The organism is Spiroplasma endosymbiont of Sarcophaga variegata, from assembly GCF_965178695.1.
GTDB classification, from domain to species: domain Bacteria; phylum Bacillota_I; class Bacilli_A; order Mycoplasmatales; family Mycoplasmataceae; genus Spiroplasma; species Spiroplasma poulsonii.
In genome coordinates this window covers 783,647-804,709 of the sequence record NZ_CBCXVU010000002.1, presented here as the reverse complement: position 1 = coordinate 804,709, position 21,063 = coordinate 783,647, and the positions used below count along the sequence as shown (strand labels likewise).

Here is a 21,063-nt window from a genome sequence, read left to right as displayed (position 1 = left end):
AATTATAGAAACTCCTTTCTCAAAAAAAGGATAAATAGGATTATTACTTAACTTAAATCTTAGTTAAGACAAAATCAAATAATTGGTCTTGTTCTCAAACGTCACGAAAAACTAAACCATCAATTCCAACTGAACAATAATTTGCTGGACTAGTACTAAACTTGCAGAATGGATGTGTGCTTGAAAAAACTGCTCAATAATTTTTATTAAAATCTGTTATTATATCATCAACTCTGATCAATAAACGGCCAAATGATGTTTCGTTAAGCCCAAAAGAATCGGAATCCGATGCTAACATATCACCTAAACTTACTAATGAATTATAAAACGTAATTGTATTGATAACTCTTCCACTTTCATTTTTTACTGTGATTTTAACACTATTAACATGATATCCATCAATACTATTTTGTGATACTTTTTCGCTGTTTGATGAAGTTAATTGTTGCAATGCAACATTTGCAATAGTTGTTGTACCAACTGTTAAACTTGTTACTAACGTCAAGATATTTTTAACCATTTTTTCTTCTCCTTTTGTTTTTTATATTTATATTTTTATCTTATTTACAAAATAAATTAATCCTATTTACCTAGTAGGACTCTTATTAAATTTATCAGGCCGGTCTACTGGCTTAACTTAATCCTACTAGTTAATCCTTCCCAAATATGTTATTCAGTGGTACTCATTAACATTCGTCAGTTTTACAGTTGCTAGGACAGCTTAAGACTTGCACTTAATTCCCTTTTATCCTTTATAAACTTTTAAAGTAGTCTATTTTCATTATAACGAAAAAAACAAAATGACCTAGAATTATTATTAAAAAAAACTTTTATCTTAATAAGATAAAAGTTCTCTACCATTATTCTGCTTTTTAATTATCAGATTTTGGTTTTGCTGTTTTTTTATTAAGTTCTTTTTGTACTTTTGATGCTTCTTCTGTTTGTTTTACTAATTCTTCTTTTTTATTAAATTTAGATTTAAAGCGTTCAACACGTCCTGCTGCATTAGCAAATTGCTGATTACCTGTATAGAAGGGATGGCATGAAGAACAAGTATCAACTTTTAATTCTTTCCCCTTAGTAGAACCAGTTATGCGCTCTGTTCCACAAGTTGTGCACATGATTTTAGTATCAAAATATTTTGGATGGATTCCTTCTCTTGCCATATAATTCACCTCTCTTTTAATAATATGGATGCATATTATTTGCACGTAAATAATGATAACACATATTATCAATAAAAACAAAAATTATTTAATAATCTTTGCAAATTCATTAAAATCAATGCGTACCCGTGGTAAACTTGTTTTTTCATCTGTTTCATCATAATATCCTAAAGCTAAGACTAATACCGAATATAATTTATCTTGGTTAAAAAACAATGTTCTGATAATAAATCATTACATTTTTTAACATCAAAACCCCCTATAATTGTTAACCCAATTTTTAAATCAGCAGCTTGCAGGGTAATAAAACTAGTTACAATATGTGCTTGTTCAGACACAAAGGTAAATAAATCTTTTTTTTGCGTTAAAAAAGTTTGATATTTATCAATTGTCTTTTTTAACACATCAGGTTGTGCAATATTTCGTTCTAACCGTGTTGTCAAAAATTCCGTTGAGACTAAATATTCTGGATTAATCCCAGCGATAATCATAATACAATTTGCATTCTGAACTTTTTCCTGATTCGAACCACTCATTACCTCTTCTGCAAATTTAGTTTTTAATTCTTTATTAGTAATAGTCAAAACATTAGTAACTTCTAGCCCTAATGAGCATGGTGCTAAACGCCCCGCTTCAATAATTGTTAATAAATCATTATCGTTAAGAGTTTTGCTACTATCATATTTTTTAATTGTTTTTCGTCAATTAATAGCATTTTTTACTGTAATTTAATAATTTTTTCTCCTTTATTTTTAGTCTTCATTAATCTTCGTTAAAACAACATTTAATACATCAACACTTTTTGCAAATGGTGGTGAATATGGTAAATCCAAATATTCAATCTCATTAATTTTAGTTTTTGTCCAAATTAATGGGATTAAAGCATTGATTCTTAAACTAGCTTTATTATAACCAAAGATTTGTGCCCCTACAATAACTTTTGTGTTTTGATCATAAATAACCTTAACGGTAACTGGTTTAGCATCGGCTACATAATGAGTATGATCAGTTCCCGTAATAACCACTTCTTTAGTATTAAAACCATTTGCAATTGCTTGCTCTTTCGTATACCCTGTTCGAGCAATTTCACTATCAAAAACTTGGATAATAGCGGTTCCAATCGCCCCTGGAAAATGATCTTTTTTCCCTGCTAAAATATTACCTAAAACCTTTCCGTTTTTTGCCGCAACAGTTGCTAATGAAATATATTGTAACCTATTATCAATCATATTTTTTGTCGTAACACAATCACCAACAGCATAAACATTTTTAATATTAGTTTCAAACTGATCATTAACTAAAATCGCCCCAAATTCATTCATTTTTAGCTCTGTTTCTTTTAAAAAATCAGTGCTTGGGATAACTCCAATTCCCACTAAAACTAAATCTGTTGGAATCTCTTCTTCTGATGATAATCTAATTTTTGTTACTTTATTGTTTTTAACAATAAACTCTGCTACTTTCTCATTTGTCTTAATTTTAATTCCTTTATGTTCTAAATCTGCCACTAATAATTGGGCAATATCTTCATCAATTAATTTTCGTGAAACCCATTTGTCGGCTTCAATTAATGTAATATTTTTTCCTGCTAAACCAAAACTTTCACAAAATTCTAAACCAATGAAACCGCCACCAATAATGGCAACATTTTTAATTGTTGCTAAACTATCGCGAAGAACTACTGCCGATTCTAAAGTTGTTCCTGTAAAAACATTTGATGCTTCTTCTCCCGCCAAATTTAATTTGCGTGGTGTTGCTCCAACACTAATAATCAACTTATCATAAGTATCATTAAATTTTTCGTTTGTTGCAAGATTAATTCCATAAACTGTTTTTGCCTTAAAATCAACTTTTGTTACTTCACACGAAGTTTTTACAATAATTCCATTATCTTTAAATTGTTCAACAGTTCGTGCAATCATACTTTCTGGTTTATCAAAATGTTTTCCAACATAATAAGGAATTCCACAACTACCTAACGATGGATATTTTAATTTTTGATAAGCAACTATTTCAACATCATCTTTTAAAATACGTTTTAACTTACTAGCTGCTGTCATTCCAGCAGTTGACCCACCAATTACAATTACCTTCATCTTTTCCCCTTCTTTCTGTCTTCTTAGTAATATTATAACCTTTCAAATTTAAAATAAAAATAAAGGTGTTACCTTTATTCTTGTTTTGACGCTTTTTCTCTCTTTCGTTTTCGCCGTAGGCGTGATCATTTGAAAAGCATGAGATCTTCGTTTTCTAAACAATTTGTTAACCGGGCAGCAATTGTTGTTGCTTGTAATCCTCCTGCAACATTTACTGCTGTTCGACCCATATCAAATAAGCCATCTAACGCTCCAATAATTGCATAAACAGGAACATATAAAGTCCCTAAACCAAGCCCCCCCAGCACCCCGGCTGTGACAACACTAGCTGTTCCTGGAACACCAGCAATTCCTAATGACGCAACAACAACAACTATTAAAGCAATAAAGAAATTAGCGGCTGTCAAATCAAATAATCCTGCTGTTACAATAAATGAAACAATAATTCCCGCTTGTACCCCAGCACAAGCAGTTAATCCCATTGTTGTTGTTAATGGTACTGAAATACTAACTAAATTTTCTTTTACTTTTATATCATCTTTCAAGACTTCCATTGTTAAAGGTAAGGTTGCATTTGAAGATTGGGTTGTAAATCCTTGAATTACTGGCTTAATAGCAAATTTTCATCATTTAAATGGATTAATTCCTGATAATGTTAATAATAACGAATGTCAAATCAAGGCAATTACTAGACATAAGTAACCAACCCCAATTACAATTCCAATTTGTGCTAAATATCCAATTGGACGCGAAACAATGGCATAAGTAATCATTGACATTACGGCATAAGGCATTAACTTAATAATAAACATTAAACATGACATAATAACTGTCCATCAACGATCAAATCCAGCACGGATTTTTTGCATATCTTCGGGATGTCTTTTTGATGATTTTTTAACCGCAAGGCCAATTAATCCTGCAATAACCATCACTGGAATAATTGCTCCCAAAAAGAATGGAGCAACAAAATTTGAAGGAACATAATCTCAAATAATTTGTGGTAATGGTTTCGATGCTGCTTTATCATAACTACCACTTCCCGAAATTGTAAAACCATTGCCAATATTAAAAGCAATACCAATAAATAAGGTAATAATAAACATCACTGCAACATTTAACAATAAAATGGCAATTGTAATAATTGTTCCTTTTTTTGATGCTGCATCTTTTCCTGGTTTTGATACGGCTCGTGCAATTGCTAAGAAAACAACAGGAACAGTCATTAATAAAATCGCATTTAAAAAGACCGTTCTAAAGAAGTTAACTCAAATTGAAAAATCATGAACTCACAAGACATAAATATCATTTGGAATGTTCTTATTGGGGTCATTTGGATCTTGAATTATTGGATTAATCATTGAACCTGACGGATCAGCTGTGTTATATGGGAAATTATTAATTGCTTGAACAACAATTCCAATAACTAAACCAAAAGCTAGTCCTAATAAAACACGAAAAATAAAACGCATCTTTGTTTTTTTAATTCAAAATCATAATAAAAGCATAATTCCAAAGAAAATAAAAATACTAACAAATGATTGCCAAGTTGAAATTGACAAGAAGTCATGTAAAGGATTACTATTATCTGTACTATTTAATAAGTTTAAATACATTTGTCCTCCTCGCTTTCATAGAATAAATTATTATTTAAATAATACCATAAAATAGATGATAATTCATTTTAAAAAGAAGGCAAAAAATATTACTATTATATCTATGATTATTTAGGCTGCTTTTTTAGTTTCTTTTTTGTCTGTTTTGCTAATAATTGCCCTGATACTTCTGCTTTTATTAACGCTTGTTCTTCTACTGTTAAATAATTCAATGCACTAATACTTTTTTCATGTGTTTTAATATTTTCAATGTTATTCATTGCTTGATAAATTAATTTTATTCTAATTGTTCCATATTTCATTTTTAAGAAACGATAGTAGGTTCCTGCTAGTCCAATCATAACAAAAACAATAACCCAAATAAATAAAATCCCCATATTTTTGACAATCTCAGTTTGATATTCACCAATACCGATACTTGTTGGTGAAGATAAACCATATATTATTGTCCCAATATTATGTAAGCCATAACGGAATGGTGAGATATATGATAAAACATCAAAAAATTTATTTTGCATAAATGATGGGAATGTTCCTCATCCAGCTGATAAATTAATAATCAGATAAATAACAGCAATAAAACGCCCCAGCATTTCATCGGGAATCGCTAACCAAAGAGAACAAATAATAATATTGAAAACTGATCCTAAAAAGAGCATTCATAACCATAGCAAAGCATACGATGGACCAATTTGCCCAAAACCTAAAATTAATAGTGAAAACATCATTACTGTGACCTGAATTCAGGATGTACACAACATTAATAGTAACTTACTAAAATAATGTTGATAAGATAATGTGTTTTTGGTTCTACCTTTACGATCATAAACAAATGTTTGTGTTAAAGCCCCAACTCAAACACCAATTAACATAAATAATTCTCCCAATCCAATACCATATTTATTGTATTGATAACCTTGCACGTTATATGGAATATCAATAATGCTGCCAACATCTTTTAAATGTTTACCCAATTCATTACTATTAGTAAAATATTGATCTTTGCTAACAACATTTTCTGATCCAAAAATAAATTGTACCAAGGGTCCTTTTACTAAGCAAAATACCTTTAGTAACGAAGTAATAATCTTTCCTTGTACTGAAGTTAATTTACCTTAACTAACTAAATTATTTGTTTCATTAATTAAATTGCTTGTATTAATACTTTTAACATAGTCATCATAAGTAGTACGATTTACGGTCCCATCAGGATTAGACAGAATGGTATAAAGCATTGGTAAAATTAATTGCGGTACTGCTTCACGAACAAAACTTTTTCGTAAATTAGTGAAAGTTGTTGCAAAATAACCAATTAAAAAATTTTGTTTATACGTTGCTCACAAGTTAACCGGATTATTGCTCATTCAAGTAACATCCGTTAAAAACTGATCATGGTCAAATGACGAATTTGCAATGTTTTTTAAAATGTTAATTAAATGAACAGAATAATTTTCAGGAATTCGTAGTTGAACTCAATATTTATCATTTGGTTCAAAATTAGTATCTTTATTTTTTAGATAATTTAATTTCAAGGTAATGGTACTAACATCGATTTTAACATTATTATGTTCTTTATCATAATAATTTGGTCCAGTAACAATATTATCACTAACACTTGTAAAACGTGCAATTTCATTTGGTTTAACTGCTGCATTACAACTTGTTGCATCGTTTGCATTAACATAATGAATATCAGTCCCATTTGCAATTGATTTGTCAGTATCACTTTTAGGTTTATAAATCACACATAAATTTGCATAATGATTAACAATCGCCATTGGAATCTGGTCTGTTTTAAGGAATGGATTTCAAAAAGCTCAAACACAAAAGAAACCATACAAAAATGGCACAAAACAAATTAAGATGTACTTAATTATTTGCAACCGATTCTTCCCTATTTTTTCTTTTGCTTCTGTTTTAAAAACATCACTAAATTTTGGATTCTCTATCATAATGTCATCCCTTAACTTTTTATTATGCCTTACATCATATTAATTCTACACTAAAAAAGAAAAAATACTTATTTTTATAAGTATTTTAATCAATGACAAATGGTAATAATGCCATTTGACGTGCTCTTTTAATTGCTATTGCTAACATCCTTTGATTTTTAGCTGTTGTTCCAGTAACTCTCTTCGGCAAGATTTGCCCATTACCAGAAATAAATTTTTTTAATAATTCAATATCTTTGTAATCAATATATGTTATTTTATTTTTTGTAAAATAACATTGCTTTTTAAAACGTTTAAATTTTGGATTCATTATTTGGTTCCTTTCTTTTTAATCTCATAAAATTGCATCATCACCATCAAAACTAATACTATCATTATTATCTTGTGATTCTGTTTGATTGAAAGAAGTCATATTATTAAGATCATTAGAATTTGGTGTTGGGGTTCCCATATTAGCCGTAGTCCCTGTCCCTCTTGAATCTAAAAACGAAACAGTTTCTGCAATTACTTGCATAATTGTTGTCATTTGTCCATTAACATTATCTGTTCTTGTTTGTAAACGACCATCTAAAGCAATTAATGAACCTTTTTTTAAATAACGGGCCATATTTTCTGCTGTTTTATTTCAAGCAAAACATGAAATAAATGATGCTTGATCATTAAAATTATTATTTACTGCTAAGGTAAAAGCCACAAATGGTTTATTATTAACAGAATTTTTTAATTCTAAATCACGTGTTATTCTTCCTACTAATGAAACTCGATTTAACATACCTCTTTCACCCTCCTAAATTATTCTTTTGCTTCAACTGGTTTTGTTGTTCTAAGTTCTTCACCTTCAACGCGTTGTTCATTACGTTCTATAATAATCTGGTCTTTTATTTCCCGGTTTACGTTCACGGTCTGGCTTATCATTCTTAACTTCTGTTTTTGCATAAACAGTTGATTGAATATATCCTTTTTCTTTTTCAGTATTAATTACTAAAATTCGTAATACATCTTGCTCAATGTGACTGATACGAACAAACTCATCAATATTTTCTGAGGTTGTATTAAAAATTAATACACCATAGTATCCTTTTGTTTTCTTTTTAATTGGATATTCTAAAGTTCTAATCCCTCATTTACCGTGTTCTTCAATTTTTCCACCATTAGCTTCTAAAATTTTATGTAGACGACCTTCTAATTCGTCTAAATTCGCTGCTTCTGGATTTAAGATATACATAACTTCGTACTTACGCACTTTATTTTCCTCCTCTTGGTCTAGGTCCTATTCGGACAAGGAGCTAATAATCATCATCAAAGCATTATTAACTCGTTGTCAATTATACCTTATATTAGTTATAATTGTAAGGTTTATTTACCTAAATTTAATAATTTTAAATCATCAAAATAAGTTATTTTAATATTTTGCTTTTCCCCCAGTATTGTATGAATCTTTGTATTTTTGGCAAATAATTCAACTAAATAACTGTCATCATAAATTATTTTTTTATTTTTCGTACGAAAGTATTCATCATAAACATTATATAATAACGCTGTTTTAAAAACTTGTGGCGTTTGAATCGTAAAATACTCATCACGGTTAATTGTTTTTTCAACAAAACAATGATTAACTTTTTTAAGTGTTTCTGTTATTGGTAACATTGGAATTAAAACTTCATAATTTTCTTTGTAAAAAGTTTGATTTAATTTATTAATAAAATCTAAACTAACAAAACAACGAACACCATCATGAATCATTACCATTTCATTTTTAATTTTATGATTAGTTAAACAATGATGAATTGTATCAACTCGTTCTAATCCGCCCAGGACAAACTGAAGCCTTTGATCTTGATAATTTTTCTTTAATAAAAAGTTTAGTATTTCATCATTAACACCAACAATAATTTCCGTACAAAAAGGATCACCTAAGAACAGGGCTAAGGTTTCTTCAATAACGGTATTACTATCATTAATTTGATATAATAATTTATTATTTTTTTGTTTAAAGCGTGATGAATTCCCTGCTGCAACAATAATTACCGTATAATTTTTCATTTATAAAATATCAATTCCATTTTTTTCAGCATATTCTAAAAAATCATCACTCCAAACGGAAGCAATTACTTCACCAATATGTTGTTTTTCTAATAAAAATAAATCTAACTGTGATTTATAAAGACCAAATGATAATGTTACTGGCAATTCATCTTTTGCTACTTTCGCATCATATTCTGTTTTTAATTTAATTGTTTCTTTTGATACAGCTAATTGTTCTTTTAAAACATCACGATTAACACTAGCGGCACAATAACCAATACAAATTGCTTTTTCTAAAACAAAATAATAAACAAAAATTTTTGCATATAATTCTCAATTAAAAACATCTTGTGATTCACTAATTTCAATTGTGTTGTTAGTAATAACTTTTTTTAAACCATATAAAATTGTCGCCCCATGTTCTCTTGTATAACGGTTTAAGCGTTCATGGTGGCTTAATAATCGCATCGCCTTTTGCAATTCAGTATTACTTGTTCAATTTAATTTCTTTCCAAATTTTTTATTTAATTGTGGAAATTTTAATAATAAAATATCTTCAACTTCACTAATAATATTAATCGCTTTATCAATTGTTTCTTGAATTTTTAATAGTGTAATTTTTTCCTCATCCAATAATAAATCAAATCCAATTTCGCTAAAAGTTACGGCCTGGCTATTTGATTGTTTAATATCACGACGAAGCACCATTGCTGTTGTTAGAATTCCTTCATTTTCATTTAATTCATAACGAACAATTGCACTTATTCGTCATTTATTGTGTGATTGCAAAATTTCACCAACTAAATTACTTGGTGAAATGTCAAAATCAATTGGGCGCTCTGTCATTTGAAAATCATCATTTAAACCTTTTTCTTCGCTACTAATTAAAGGCGCATCAACTTTTAAAAGATTAAATTGAATAATAAAACGACAAACCAATTCAAGCTTAACTAAACTAATTGCCCCTACTGTTTCTCGTAATGTTAAAATTGAACTATATCCAATTTGGATATCGTATGCCATATAATCACCTATTTTCCTCTTGGCCGCATATGAGGGAATAATATGACATCTTTAATTGAGTCTTGTCCTGTTAATAACATAACTAAACGATCAATCCCAATTCCTAAACCACCCGTTGGTGGCATTCCATATTCCAATGCTTCAACAAAATCAATATCCAACTCTTGTGCTTCATCATTACCGTTATCACGTTCTGCTAACTGACTAACAAAACGATCATATTGTTCAACGGGATTATTTAATTCTGAATAAGCATTAGCATATTCACGACCTTTAATAAACAATTCAAAACGGTCAGTAAAACGTGGATCTTGGGCATTTGCTTTTGCTAATGGTGAAACTTCAACAGGATGACCATAAATAAATGTTGGTTGGATTAATTTATCTTCAACAAATTCTTCAAAAAATAAATTAATAATATGTCCAACTGAATTATGAAATTTTTCAATAACAACATTTTTCTCTTTCGCAATTTTTTTTGCTTCTTCAAAAGTCATTGGTTTTCAAAAATCAACACCAATAATCTCTTTAATTGCATCAATCATATGTCAGCGCTTTCATGGCTGTTTAAATGAAATTGTCACCCCATCATATTCTGTTTCATCTTTATTTAAAATGTTTTTTGCAATATAACAAATTGTATCTTCTGTTAATTGCATTAAAAAACTCATATCTTGATATGCAATATAAATTTCAACGGTTGTAAATTCTGGATTGTGACGAGTATCCATCCCCTCGTTTCTAAATAAACGACCAATTTCATAAACCCCCTCAAAACCACCAACAATTAATCGTTTTAATGGTAGTTCAGTTGCTACACGTAAATAGAAATTCATATCTAAGGCATTATGATGTGTTGTGAATGGTTTTGCTGCAGCTCCACCATGAATTGGTTGTAAAACTGGGGTTTCAACTTCTAAATATCCTTTGTTATTAAAAAAGTCACGCATTAAAGCAATTATTTTACTTCGTTTAATAAAAATATCTTTTGCTTCAGCTGACATAATTAAATCAACATAACGACGACGATATTTTTCCTCAATATCAGTCATTCCATAATACTTATCTGGTAATGGACGTAAAGCTTTTGATAATAAAACAAATTCTTTTACACGAACTGTTAACTCACCAGTATTCGTTTTCATCATTACTCCGCTAACACCAATAATATCACCTAAATCAAAGTCAACAAATTCATGGTATTTTGCATCGCCAACTTCATCATTACGAACATAAATTTGAAAAATCCCATTTTGATCTTGTAAGGTTGCAAAAGTAGCTTTCCCTGCTTCACGAAATGTTTTGATTCGTCCAGCAATTTTTACTATTGCTTTATTATCAATTGCATTTAATTCTTCTTTTGATAAACTATTAAATTGTTCATTAACCTCTTTACTAGTATGTGTCCGTTCAAACTTTGCAATTATAAAAGGATTATGGCCATCTTTAATTAACTTTTCTAATTTATCACGTCTAATTTGTTCTTGTTCTGTAAAACTGCGTTTTTCCATTTTAACTCTCCTTTTATTATTTAACAAAATTACTATTATTATTATAATAATAATAGTCAATATATTCATTAACAAGCGTTTTTAACTCAAATATTGTATTTATTTGTGTAGCTCGTGTTTTATAACTTGTTGCCTCTGGTTTTCCTTTAAAATAAAATGCTAAATTATTTCTCATTTCACTAGCAGCAACACGTTCTACTTTTAAATTTAATAATAATTCCGCATAACGGAAAATGATGCTTTGTCATTCATCTAACGATGGTTGTTCAATTTTTTCACCGGTATCAAGAAAATGTTGAATTTGTTTAAATATCCAAGGATTCCCCTGTGCACCACGAGCAAGCATAACGGCATCACAACCCGTTTCATCTAACATTCGTTTAGCATCTTCACAACTAAAAACATCACCATTTACAATCACTGGAATACTAACATTCTCTTTTACTTTTTTAATTCAACTTCAATCAGCTTTTCCTGAATAAAACTGATTACGTGTTCGAGCATGGACTGCAATTGCTTTTGCTCCCGCTTGTTCACAATATTTTGCAATTTCCACACAATTGATATTTTCTTCATCTCAACCAATACGAATTTTAACAGTTACTGGTTTCCTAACATTTTCAACAACTGCTTTAACAACTTCATAAACACGCTGTGGATGTTTTAATAAAAATGAACCCGCTTGTGATTTAATTGCAATTTTGGGTGCTGGGCAACCCATATTAATATCAATAATATCACAATCACTGTTTTGATCAACATATTTAGCTGCTTCAACAAATGTTTCAACATCAGTCCCAAAAATTTGCATTGAGATTGGGTGTTCTAATTTATTTACCTTAATCATTTGCAAAGTTCGTTCATTTCATTGCAAAATTGCTTTATCACTAACCATCTCAGCATAAACTAATCCCGCTCCTAACTCATGACAAATAATCCGAAATGCCTCATTGGTAATTCCTGCCATTGGTGCTAAGAAAACTTGCCCTTTAATATCAATATTCCCTATTTTCATCTTTTTAGTTCCTTCTTTAATTAATAGTCATTAAGTAAATATTAATAAAAAATGATTATAAATTCAATAAATTACCTTTATTTTTAATATTAATTTAAACAGCATTAAAAATAACTTTAATAATACTATTATTAAAGTTATTTTGATTGTTTTTTAATTATGACAAAGTAATTTTAATTAGTAATTTCTGTTACATGGCGTTTTTTAATTGAGTTCATTGCAGTAAATCATAAAGTCAATAAAATGATAGTAATAATAGCTAAAGCGATTAATGGTCCTTTAATATCAATTGGAATATTTAAAACAATTTTAAAGAGATTGTAGATTAAAATCCCAAGGCCTTGCCAAATTAAGATTGAAACAACTCAAGCAACAATAAAGGTAATAATAACCCCGATCACATAACTACCCATAACAACAAAGTTAATTTTGCCATTATTATATCCAATTGCTTTCATTGTTAAAATAATTGGAATTAATTCATCAATAATAACCATCACAACAACTACTAACAAGATTAAAATAATTAACGCAACTAATGGTTCAAACATTAACATTGAACTGTTCATTTTTGTTAACATATCATCAACTGAAGTTCGAAGAATGTTTAACGGTAACATTCCAAAATCTTTTCCTGTTGATCCTGTTCCTGCCATTCCACTAATTAGAGTTGCGGTTACTGTTTTTGTATCAATATTAAGTAAGGCATCTCAAATTGATTGATTATGACTAGCAGAAATTACTAAATTATTCCCAATGAATTTTAAATTTTTAATTGATTCTGCCATGTTTTTTAAATCAATTTTACCCTCATACATTTTTTGTTGTGAATACAAGCCATTGTAAATATTTGCTTCTGGTTGTTTTGGATCAATTGTATTTGCAACAAACAAATTATGCATAACATTATCATAACTAGTATAAATGTCATCAGTAACCGTATTATTTTTAATAATCCCAATAATCTCAACTTCAACACTAGTTTTATTTGGTGTCTATGTTTTTACTTTGAAAGTATCACCAATTTTATAATTAGCATTCCGTGCTAATTTATAAGAAATTAATCCTTTAATTTTATTTGGTGTATTTGTTGGATTAAAAATTTCATCGATTTGTTGTTGCGAAATTCCTTCTCAATTCAATGCATTATTATAGTATCCTCCAATATTACCATTGTTATTGATTCCTTTAATTGTCATTCCCGGTTCATCAAGATTACTATCTAAAATAACTGGAAGCGAATAGAAAGTTGTTTCTTGATTGGGGTTATATAAGAAGTCATTAAAAGTTACAACTGAATTAGCATTATCATCCATCATAATTGCATTTAACATTAAGCTCATTAAATTTGGATAAATACTTGGATCAAATTTATTTTGATAAAAAGTATTATTCGTACTCATTAGAATGAAAATTGTTTTTAAATCTTTTAGATACAAATATTGATTATCCCCGCTTTGATCTTGAACTTTATATTTTTGTAGTAAAGCAATATATTGTTGTCCTGCCGTTGGTGAAGTTGGATCAATTTTATTAAAGGCGTTATGAAAGGTTGTGGCAGTCTGATTAGTTTTTGTAATATCACTAAGATTATGATAAGACTTAAACTTAAAATCATATTGTTGATAATCTTGATCGCTAATAGTCAATTGTCCGTTTGCTTGTCCATTCCCGTTAATTCGGGGAAAATTATTAAATGTTAAAGTATGATCTAATTTACTATTTAACATATTAAACATCCCACTGGTAATTGATTTGGCAATATTTGTTGTTCCTAACATTAAGATTAACAATAATGATGAAAAGAAAAATAAAATAATTGTTAAAGTAAATTTACCTTTATTTCGAGAAGTAAAAGCAAGTTGTAAACACCAAGTAAATGCTTTGCCATGTTTTGATAATGACCGTGATATTAAACCAGCACGAACAGCCTTATTACTTTTTGCAACATTATTTACTAATGATAGAATTGGTTCTTTAATATATAAAAATGTTGTAATATATGAAGCAATCGTAAAGAAAACAGGAACAACTATAAAAATTATTGTCATAAATCCTCATCCTGCATAAACCTTATCATAACTAATCGTTACCATTGTTTCAAATTGTCCATACATGTAAATTTGCAATGGAATTGAAAGTAAATATCCAAAAATTAAACCACCCATAATTGTTATTAATGTTTTAACAGTGAAAATTCACACCAACTCACTAGTACGATATCCTAGTGCTTTAAAAATCCCTAATTGTTTTCTTGTTTTGTTCATTTCTTTTTTCATAACAAAACTAATAAAAATAAATGCTAAAACAATCATTCCAATTCCTAATAAGGTATAAATTGTTGTTGTTACTTTCATTGAACTGATCTTTGAAATTGGTCCTAATGAATTATATGCCATTAGAACACCACTACTTGCTAAATAAACCTTTAATTTTGTCGAAAACTCTTGATGAAATAAAAAAAATCATCAATATGACAATTTGAAAACTAATTTTGTGTAAGATTATGATTTTGCTTTAAATTTTTTAAACGTTAAAATATAATACCGTTGATTGTTGGTTTGGTGTTAAACCTTTGTGTTGGTATTTTCATTTTCAGAGCTTTAAATAATTTTGAATATTAGTGAAACCCAAACCATGATAATGAATTAAGGCTTCTTTAAGACTGGATTGTAATTTACTAATCTTATTTAACTTTTGATAACTAGTATCAGGGTTTGTACTAGTTTTGGTGGAATATAGAGTAGAATTTGTTTGTTTTGCTACTAATAAATATAGTGGTTGCATATCAGAAATAATTATTGATTTTTCTTTAATTAGTTGCTTATTCATATTTTCAATAATCCATTGTTTTTGTAATCTTTTGGTATTGGTGGATTGAACAAAAATATTATTATTGCTATCAACTGCCATTTGAATACAGCATTTGGTATCAGTTGAAAATGGATCGAGATGAGTTTTTCGTTTATCAAATTTATCTTTAAAATTGCCTTTATGAATTTCTTTAATAAATGTTTCATCCATTTGGATTTGACCATTTAATTTTTTAAATTTTAACTGTGTATTTTCTAATTGTTTTGATTGCATTAATTTTTGTCGATTATATCAAGCGGTTTTTGGGGTTGTTTTAATAAAACGAGAAATTATTTTACTAGATTGTCCTAACAATGAAATTTGAATTAATAAATTTCACTGTTCATAATTTAAATGACTTCAATAAGTAAAATGATGACGAAATGCATCAAAACTAGCACGACATTTTTTACATAAATATTTTTGTTTTCCTTCGGAATTATGACCATTTTTAACACAATGAAAAGATTTGCAATTAGGACATATAATGCCTTTATCTCTAAATTTTTGATCAATTTCATTTAAACGTTTTTGTTTTTTAATTAAGTCTGCTTGTTGTTTTATTTTTTCATAAAATTCTAAAAATTGATCATCTGTTAAGCTATTTATTAATTCTGTAATTATTTTTTTCATCATTTATTTACCTCTCTATATATTAAAAATATACCTAATTTTAGGTATATTTTATAAATATCAAGAGTTTTCGACAAAATTAAAGGAATTTTTTATAAATTTTGTTATCATTTAATTATAAGCGAAACTTAATTTGTTTCTAATTACTTAATTTTATTAAAAACCTCAAAATAATGTATACTACCTGAATTATTTTAATTCCATTTGGTATTTTTGTTATCATTAAGATTTTAAACTTTTTCCGTGTTATGGTTAAAGTATTTTAATATTTATTATTACTGATCATATATCTTAGCTATGGCACACTAGCTTTTATGTGAGTTGATTAAATAATTTTGTTGTTTATTTTTGTATTACACACTGTATATAAGTTATTATTGAAATTATTAGTAATGAAATAATTGTTTTAAAGTAGGATTTAATAAAAATAAGAATATTTTTATTAAGGGTCATATTAATAGTAGTTTTGGAATATAAATTTTTATAATATTCTTTATAAATATATCTACTTTCTTTTTAAAATTTGTAGGCAGTGTGTAGTGCAAAAATATCAATTTAATTATAAATGATTAATTTTATATTTTAATAACTATTATCTTTAATTTTGTCGAAAACTCTTGATATTTATAAAATATACCTAAAATTAGGTATATTTTTAATATATAGAGGTAAATAAATGATGAAAAAAATAATTACAGAATTAATAAATAGCTTAACAGATGATCAATTTTTAGAATTTTATGAAAAAATAAAACAACAAGCAGACTTAATTAAAAAACAAAAACGTTTAAATGAAATTGATCAAAAATTTAGAGATAAAGGCATTATATGTCCTAATTGCAAATCTTTTCATTGTGTTAAAAATGGTCATAATTCCGAAGGAAAACAAAAATATTTATGTAAAAAATGTCGTGCTAGTTTTGATGCATTTCGTCATCATTTTACTTATTGAAGTCATTTAAATTATGAACAGTGAAATTTATTAATTCAAATTTCATTGTTAGGACAATCTAGTAAAATAATTTCTCGTTTTATTAAAACAACCCCAAAAACCGCTTGATATAATCGACAAAAATTAATGCAATCAAAACAATTAGAAAATACACAGTTAAAATTTAAAAAATTAAATGGTCAAATCCAAATGGATGAAACATTTATTAAAGAAATTCATAAAGGCAATTTTAAAGATAAATTTGATAAACGAAAAACTCATCTCGATCCATTTTCAACTGATACCAAATGCTGTATTCAAATGGCAGTTGATAGCAATAATAATATTTTTGTTCAATCCACCAATACCAAAAGATTACAAAAACAATGGATTATTGAAAATATGAATAAGCAACTAATTAAAGAAAAATCAATAATTATTTCTGATATGCAACCACTATATTTATTAGTAGCAAAACAAACAAATTCTACTCTATATTCCACCAAAACTAGTACAAACCCTGATACTAGTTATCAAAAGTTAAATAAGATTAGTAAATTACAATCCAGTCTTAAAGAAGCCTTAATTCATTATCATGGTTTGGGTTTCACTAATATTCAAAATTATTTAAAGCTCTGAAAATGAAAATACCAACACAAAGGTTTAACACCAAACCAACAATCAACGGTATTATATTTTAACGTTTAAAAAATTTAAAGCAAAATCATAATCTTACACAAAATTAGTTTTCAAATTGTCATATTGATGATTTTTTTTATTTCATCAAGAGTTTTCGACAAAATTAAAGACTATTATTAAAAATTAAATAGTATTTTTCAGTGTGTCAATTTTTATTATTTTATATATTTAACATTGTTAATAACATTGTTTATTAAACATTAAATAAACAATATATAGCATTATGTATAACATTGTTAATAATCAGTGTTTTTATCAATAAGTAAACAATATATAAACATTAAATATAACATTGTTTATTAAATAAATATTTAGTTAGGGGTTGATAAAATTGAGTAATTTTGTTAAGAAAAATCAAAATATAGAAAATTATTTTATTCGTAAAGAGTTGATAGTTTTTGAAACAGAAAAAGCAATTTTTATAAATTTACCTAATCATAATCGTCATATTGGTTTTTGGTTGAGTAATAAATTTATTTATCTGAGTGAAAAACACTCAGAACAAGTAGCAATCTGTTTGATTTATGATAATTCTTATCCTATTGTAAAATATGATGAAAATTTAAAACGTCATGTGTGAAAATATTTAACTGGAGCAGAACTAATCAATTTGTATAATCAATACAAATAAAATTATTTTACACAAATGAAAAAAGCAATATTTCCTGGTGAACCTCAAAAAGTAAAAACAACTAACAATAATTTAACAAATTGAAGTGATGAAAAAGTAGATAAATTAATTAATGACTTGAAGGACTTAAATTAATGGGTTTATATGATTATTGAGTTCAATTTGTTAGTTATATTATTGGTTCAAATGCTCATGAATTTTTATATGTCATATCATTTGTATTATTTATCGTTTTATTTTTGGGGATGTTTTTTAAACTTATTCAGAAAATGTGGAGTTTTTAAATATGCAAAATGATTGAGAAAAATTAAAAGAGTTTTTTATTTATGTATTTTTGTTTATAGATAAAACGAATGTTGAAATTATTACAACTTGAAATTTAAATCAAAATGAATATTTAACTCTTATGATTGGTATTTGAATTGTGATTTTATTTTTAACGTGGTTTTTATTGTGAATGGTTTTTAAAATAGTTGGGTATTTTAAGTAATGAAAAAATTTATATTTTTCTTAAAAAATTATTGTTATATTGGTGGTTCAATGATTTTGTTTAGTTTAATTGATTTATTACTTTGAATAATTTCATTAAATTATACCGGTTTAGTATTTTGATTATTGTTTGCTTTGCAATGTGTTTATTTTGTCTGATGAGTTTGAAAAAACATATTTTATCAGTTGAGTGCTTTTCGTTTAGTTAATTTTGTTTGAGATAATCCGTTATCAGTAATTATTGGTAAGTTAGGGACGGGAAAAACTTTACTTTTAACTTATTTATCACAAACTATGAAACTATTAACAGATAAGATTTATAGTAATTATCCGTTAGAAGATGATAAAGTTAAAGTTTTAACATTTAAAAATTTAGATTTTACAGATAGAACAAAACCAGTTCCCCCAAATGATAGTGTTATTTTATTTGATGAAAGTTATTTATATATTGATGGAACTAGTCCCCACGATGAGAAAAAAGTTCGTAGTGGTAAAATTCCGTGAATTGTATTAGCAAGACATTTTGGTAATCGTGCTTTATTTACTGCTCAGCGTGAGGGTATGATTTGAAATAATATTCAACAATTAGCAAGTGGTATTATTATTCCAATTTCATTGAAAAAACCTATTGCTAAAAAAGGATTTAATTTTTTTAATCTTTTCTTTATTATGCGAATTGGTATTTTTCAAGATATTACAGATTATGAAATTTGAAAAACAAAATCAGTAGAACGAACAGCCGAAGGTAAACGAGCAAAACATAAGTCGGATGTTGGGTTAGGAATTCGGTTTTTTAAAATAATTATTCCATTAGAATTTGCACAGAAATATGATAGTAAATGATTAAAGTTTGTTCGTGATTTAAAAAATGATGAAATAGTTAATTATAAAGAATATTATTGGTCAGAAATTACTAAATTAAGTGTTAAAGAGCGTTTAGCATTGTTTGATATTGATATTTTGAAAAAAAATTTAAAACCTAAAAAAGAAAAAGGAAGTGATAAAGATGATTAATTTATTATCAGAAAGTAATAATTGAGATAAGATTTTTAGTTTGATTTTTGATGTATTTTTGTTTATTTTTGATGTAATTTGAAATACTAAATTACCAATGACAAATACAACTATTGCTTATTTTATTATCTTTTTTATGGTTGTTAAGTTATCAATTTATGCTATCCACGGAACAAGAACACAATATAATGAATTAGGTTCAACTGTTAAAAACAATACATCAAAATTGTATGCTTCAACAGTACGTGGTGTTAAAAAAGCACATAAGGCTAATAAAAATGGTCGGTGAAAGGAAACAGATTAATGATTAGATTAGTTTTATTAGTTGCTGCAATTGCTATTTTTGGTACTAGTTTTATTACGGTGATTATAAATCAATTAACATCAGCAAAAAATATCATTATGGATTTATATAACTCAGATACTTTTTTACTTTCTTTGTTTGGTAAAATGGCAATTTTGTTTAGTCATCCATTAATGTTAACAATATCAAGTTTATATATTGTTGGGTTTATTGTTTCAAAAACATTGTATAGTTGGGGGTTGAATTATAAATATGAAAAAATCATTATCTTTATTTGCCATATCTATTTTAGGTATTTTAGGTTTAATTATTCCATTTATTACTTTAACAGCATTTAAACCCTTAAATCAGCAGAATTATACTGTTAATTAACAAACAATGGGAATGAATGAAACTGATTTTATTAATACAATGTTTTTACGCAGTAGTTTTTTTGAAAACTGGTCTGAAACAAATTACTTTATTAATCCAACTCTAAAAACATCACAAACATTAACTTATAATGATAAATGATATTTAGACTTTTTAAAGGATAGTTATTCAACGGGAATTTCATTTGATAAGCCTAGTGATGAGTTTATGGATTTATATAAAAATTGAGATACTTATGCTAAACAATATAATATTGATAAATTCTATGATGTTGATAAAAAACAATTTTTAAAAGAATTAACTAATTTTTCTTATTCTTTTGCTAAGTATTTTAATACTGTGGAAGTTATTAATAAATTAGAAAGAGGTATTGATAATTTACAATTAGTTAAAATGATTAATGAGTTTTGAATACAAATTCCTAGAACACAGGCACCTAATAAAGAATTTTTAACTGCTACTAATAAATGATATTTTTATGGAGAAAAAAGAAATGGTCAATATTTGCTTACAAAATTTTATTTTGATAATAATTTTATTAAAAATCAAAACACTTGATGACAACACTTAAAAAATGATTCAGATTTTATTTGAAACTATAATTTAGTATATCGTTGAGATGGAAACGGTGAACCAGAATTACCAGTTGTTGATAATGATGGCAAATTAAAATTATATACTGAATATTATCAAAATGTTCGTTCTTTTTCTTTAATTTTGTCGAAAACTCTTG

The 21,063-nt window shown here is 27.2% G+C and carries 22 protein-coding genes, 3 pseudogenes and 1 riboswitch; of the genes and pseudogenes, 7 read left to right on the top strand and 18 right to left on the bottom strand.

Features of this window, described 5'->3' with window-relative positions; all coding sequences use genetic code 4:
* Nucleotides 1-52: 52 nt before the first annotated feature.
* The 18 genes from ACOBME_RS05935 to ACOBME_RS05850 form a co-directional block, all read right to left on the bottom strand.
* Entirely contained in the window at nucleotides 53-505 is a 453-nt protein-coding gene (locus ACOBME_RS05935) for a hypothetical protein (protein ID WP_338964788.1), read from the bottom strand.
* 95 nt (nucleotides 506-600) lie between these two features.
* Nucleotides 601-791, bottom strand: a riboswitch (cobalamin riboswitch).
* Between the two features lie 81 nt (nucleotides 792-872).
* Entirely contained in the window at nucleotides 873-1,166 is a 294-nt protein-coding gene (rpmE, locus tag ACOBME_RS05930) for a 50S ribosomal protein L31 (RefSeq protein ID WP_419334645.1), read from the bottom strand.
* 84 nt (nucleotides 1,167-1,250) lie between these two features.
* Nucleotides 1,251-1,382 (bottom strand): hypothetical protein, encoded by a 132-nt coding sequence (locus tag ACOBME_RS05925; RefSeq protein WP_338964786.1) that lies wholly within the window; start codon nucleotides 1,380-1,382, stop codon nucleotides 1,251-1,253.
* A complete protein-coding gene (locus ACOBME_RS05920) occupies nucleotides 1,346-1,807 on the bottom strand; it encodes a nitroreductase family protein (RefSeq protein ID WP_338966576.1) in 462 nt (153 codons plus the stop codon). Before ACOBME_RS05920 ends, ACOBME_RS05925 begins: the two co-directional genes overlap by 37 nt.
* Nucleotides 1,808-1,918: 111 nt before the next feature.
* Complete coding sequence (locus ACOBME_RS05915) at nucleotides 1,919-3,262, bottom strand: FAD-dependent oxidoreductase (RefSeq protein WP_338964784.1); 1,344 nt, start codon at nucleotides 3,260-3,262, stop codon at nucleotides 1,919-1,921.
* A 74-nt stretch (nucleotides 3,263-3,336) separates the two neighbouring features.
* Complete coding sequence (locus ACOBME_RS05910; protein ID WP_338964781.1) at nucleotides 3,337-4,878, bottom strand: dicarboxylate/amino acid:cation symporter; 1,542 nt, start codon at nucleotides 4,876-4,878, stop codon at nucleotides 3,337-3,339.
* A gap of 107 nt (nucleotides 4,879-4,985) precedes the next feature.
* Nucleotides 4,986-5,921 carry an ABC-2 transporter permease gene (locus ACOBME_RS05905; protein ID WP_338964779.1) on the bottom strand — a complete coding sequence of 312 codons (936 nt, stop codon included), beginning with the start codon at nucleotides 5,919-5,921 and terminating at the stop codon, nucleotides 4,986-4,988.
* Between the two features lie 72 nt (nucleotides 5,922-5,993).
* Nucleotides 5,994-6,830 carry a YhgE/Pip domain-containing protein gene (locus ACOBME_RS05900; protein WP_419334642.1) on the bottom strand — a complete coding sequence of 279 codons (837 nt, stop codon included), beginning with the start codon at nucleotides 6,828-6,830 and terminating at the stop codon, nucleotides 5,994-5,996.
* 85 nt (nucleotides 6,831-6,915) lie between these two features.
* Entirely contained in the window at nucleotides 6,916-7,143 is a 228-nt protein-coding gene (rpsR, locus tag ACOBME_RS05895) for a 30S ribosomal protein S18 (protein ID WP_370281048.1), read from the bottom strand.
* A 15-nt stretch (nucleotides 7,144-7,158) separates the two neighbouring features.
* Entirely contained in the window at nucleotides 7,159-7,602 is a 444-nt protein-coding gene (locus ACOBME_RS05890) for a single-stranded DNA-binding protein (RefSeq protein ID WP_040092439.1), read from the bottom strand.
* Between the two features lie 81 nt (nucleotides 7,603-7,683).
* On the bottom strand, nucleotides 7,684-8,073 hold the full coding sequence (gene rpsF, locus ACOBME_RS05885; RefSeq protein ID WP_338964765.1) for a 30S ribosomal protein S6: 390 nt from the start codon (nucleotides 8,071-8,073) through the stop codon (nucleotides 7,684-7,686).
* A gap of 113 nt (nucleotides 8,074-8,186) precedes the next feature.
* Nucleotides 8,187-8,873 carry an IspD/TarI family cytidylyltransferase gene (locus ACOBME_RS05880; protein ID WP_338964762.1) on the bottom strand — a complete coding sequence of 229 codons (687 nt, stop codon included), beginning with the start codon at nucleotides 8,871-8,873 and terminating at the stop codon, nucleotides 8,187-8,189.
* Entirely contained in the window at nucleotides 8,874-9,878 is a 1,005-nt protein-coding gene (locus tag ACOBME_RS05875) for an asparagine synthetase AsnA (RefSeq protein ID WP_338964760.1), read from the bottom strand.
* 8 nt (nucleotides 9,879-9,886) lie between these two features.
* The gene (lysS, locus tag ACOBME_RS05870) at nucleotides 9,887-11,389 is read right to left on the bottom strand and encodes a lysine--tRNA ligase (RefSeq protein WP_338964759.1); all 1,503 of its coding nucleotides are present in this window, start codon (nucleotides 11,387-11,389) and stop codon (nucleotides 9,887-9,889) included.
* A gap of 16 nt (nucleotides 11,390-11,405) precedes the next feature.
* A complete protein-coding gene (dusB, locus tag ACOBME_RS05865) occupies nucleotides 11,406-12,404 on the bottom strand; it encodes a tRNA dihydrouridine synthase DusB (protein WP_419334638.1) in 999 nt (332 codons plus the stop codon).
* 173 nt (nucleotides 12,405-12,577) lie between these two features.
* A complete protein-coding gene (locus ACOBME_RS05860; RefSeq protein WP_419334636.1) occupies nucleotides 12,578-13,306 on the bottom strand; it encodes an FtsX-like permease family protein in 729 nt (242 codons plus the stop codon).
* Between the two features lie 93 nt (nucleotides 13,307-13,399).
* Nucleotides 13,400-14,803, bottom strand: a complete 1,404-nt coding sequence (locus ACOBME_RS05855) for an ABC transporter permease (protein WP_419334634.1) — start codon at nucleotides 14,801-14,803, stop codon at nucleotides 13,400-13,402.
* Between the two features lie 127 nt (nucleotides 14,804-14,930).
* Entirely contained in the window at nucleotides 14,931-15,893 is a 963-nt protein-coding gene (locus ACOBME_RS05850; protein WP_338963247.1) for an IS1/IS1595 family N-terminal zinc-binding domain-containing protein, read from the bottom strand.
* Nucleotides 15,894-16,566: 673 nt separating this feature from the next.
* Between ACOBME_RS05850 and ACOBME_RS05845 the strand changes: the two genes are divergently transcribed.
* From ACOBME_RS05845 to ACOBME_RS05815, 7 genes and pseudogenes are all read left to right on the top strand, one after another.
* Entirely contained in the window at nucleotides 16,567-17,529 is a 963-nt protein-coding gene (locus ACOBME_RS05845) for an IS1/IS1595 family N-terminal zinc-binding domain-containing protein (protein ID WP_338963247.1), read from the top strand.
* 322 nt (nucleotides 17,530-17,851) lie between these two features.
* Nucleotides 17,852-18,286: pseudogene (locus tag ACOBME_RS05840) on the top strand (DUF3627 domain-containing protein).
* Between the two features lie 151 nt (nucleotides 18,287-18,437).
* On the top strand, nucleotides 18,438-18,641 hold the full coding sequence (locus ACOBME_RS05835) for a DUF2649 family protein (protein WP_338964616.1): 204 nt from the start codon (nucleotides 18,438-18,440) through the stop codon (nucleotides 18,639-18,641).
* Nucleotides 18,641-19,654 (top strand): hypothetical protein, encoded by a 1,014-nt coding sequence (locus tag ACOBME_RS05830; protein ID WP_419334631.1) that lies wholly within the window; start codon nucleotides 18,641-18,643, stop codon nucleotides 19,652-19,654. Before ACOBME_RS05835 ends, ACOBME_RS05830 begins: the two co-directional genes overlap by 1 nt.
* Nucleotides 19,647-19,907, top strand: a pseudogene (locus ACOBME_RS05825) (hypothetical protein); the annotation flags it as partial. The gene ACOBME_RS05830 and the pseudogene ACOBME_RS05825, both read left to right, overlap by 8 nt.
* 50 nt (nucleotides 19,908-19,957) lie before the next feature.
* Nucleotides 19,958-20,296, top strand: coding sequence for a hypothetical protein (locus ACOBME_RS05820; protein ID WP_338964619.1), 339 nt, complete (start codon nucleotides 19,958-19,960; stop codon nucleotides 20,294-20,296).
* Nucleotides 20,211-21,044: pseudogene (locus tag ACOBME_RS05815) on the top strand (spiroplasma phage ORF1-like family protein); the annotation flags it as partial. The gene ACOBME_RS05820 and the pseudogene ACOBME_RS05815, both read left to right, overlap by 86 nt.
* Nucleotides 21,045-21,063 lie beyond the last annotated feature (19 nt).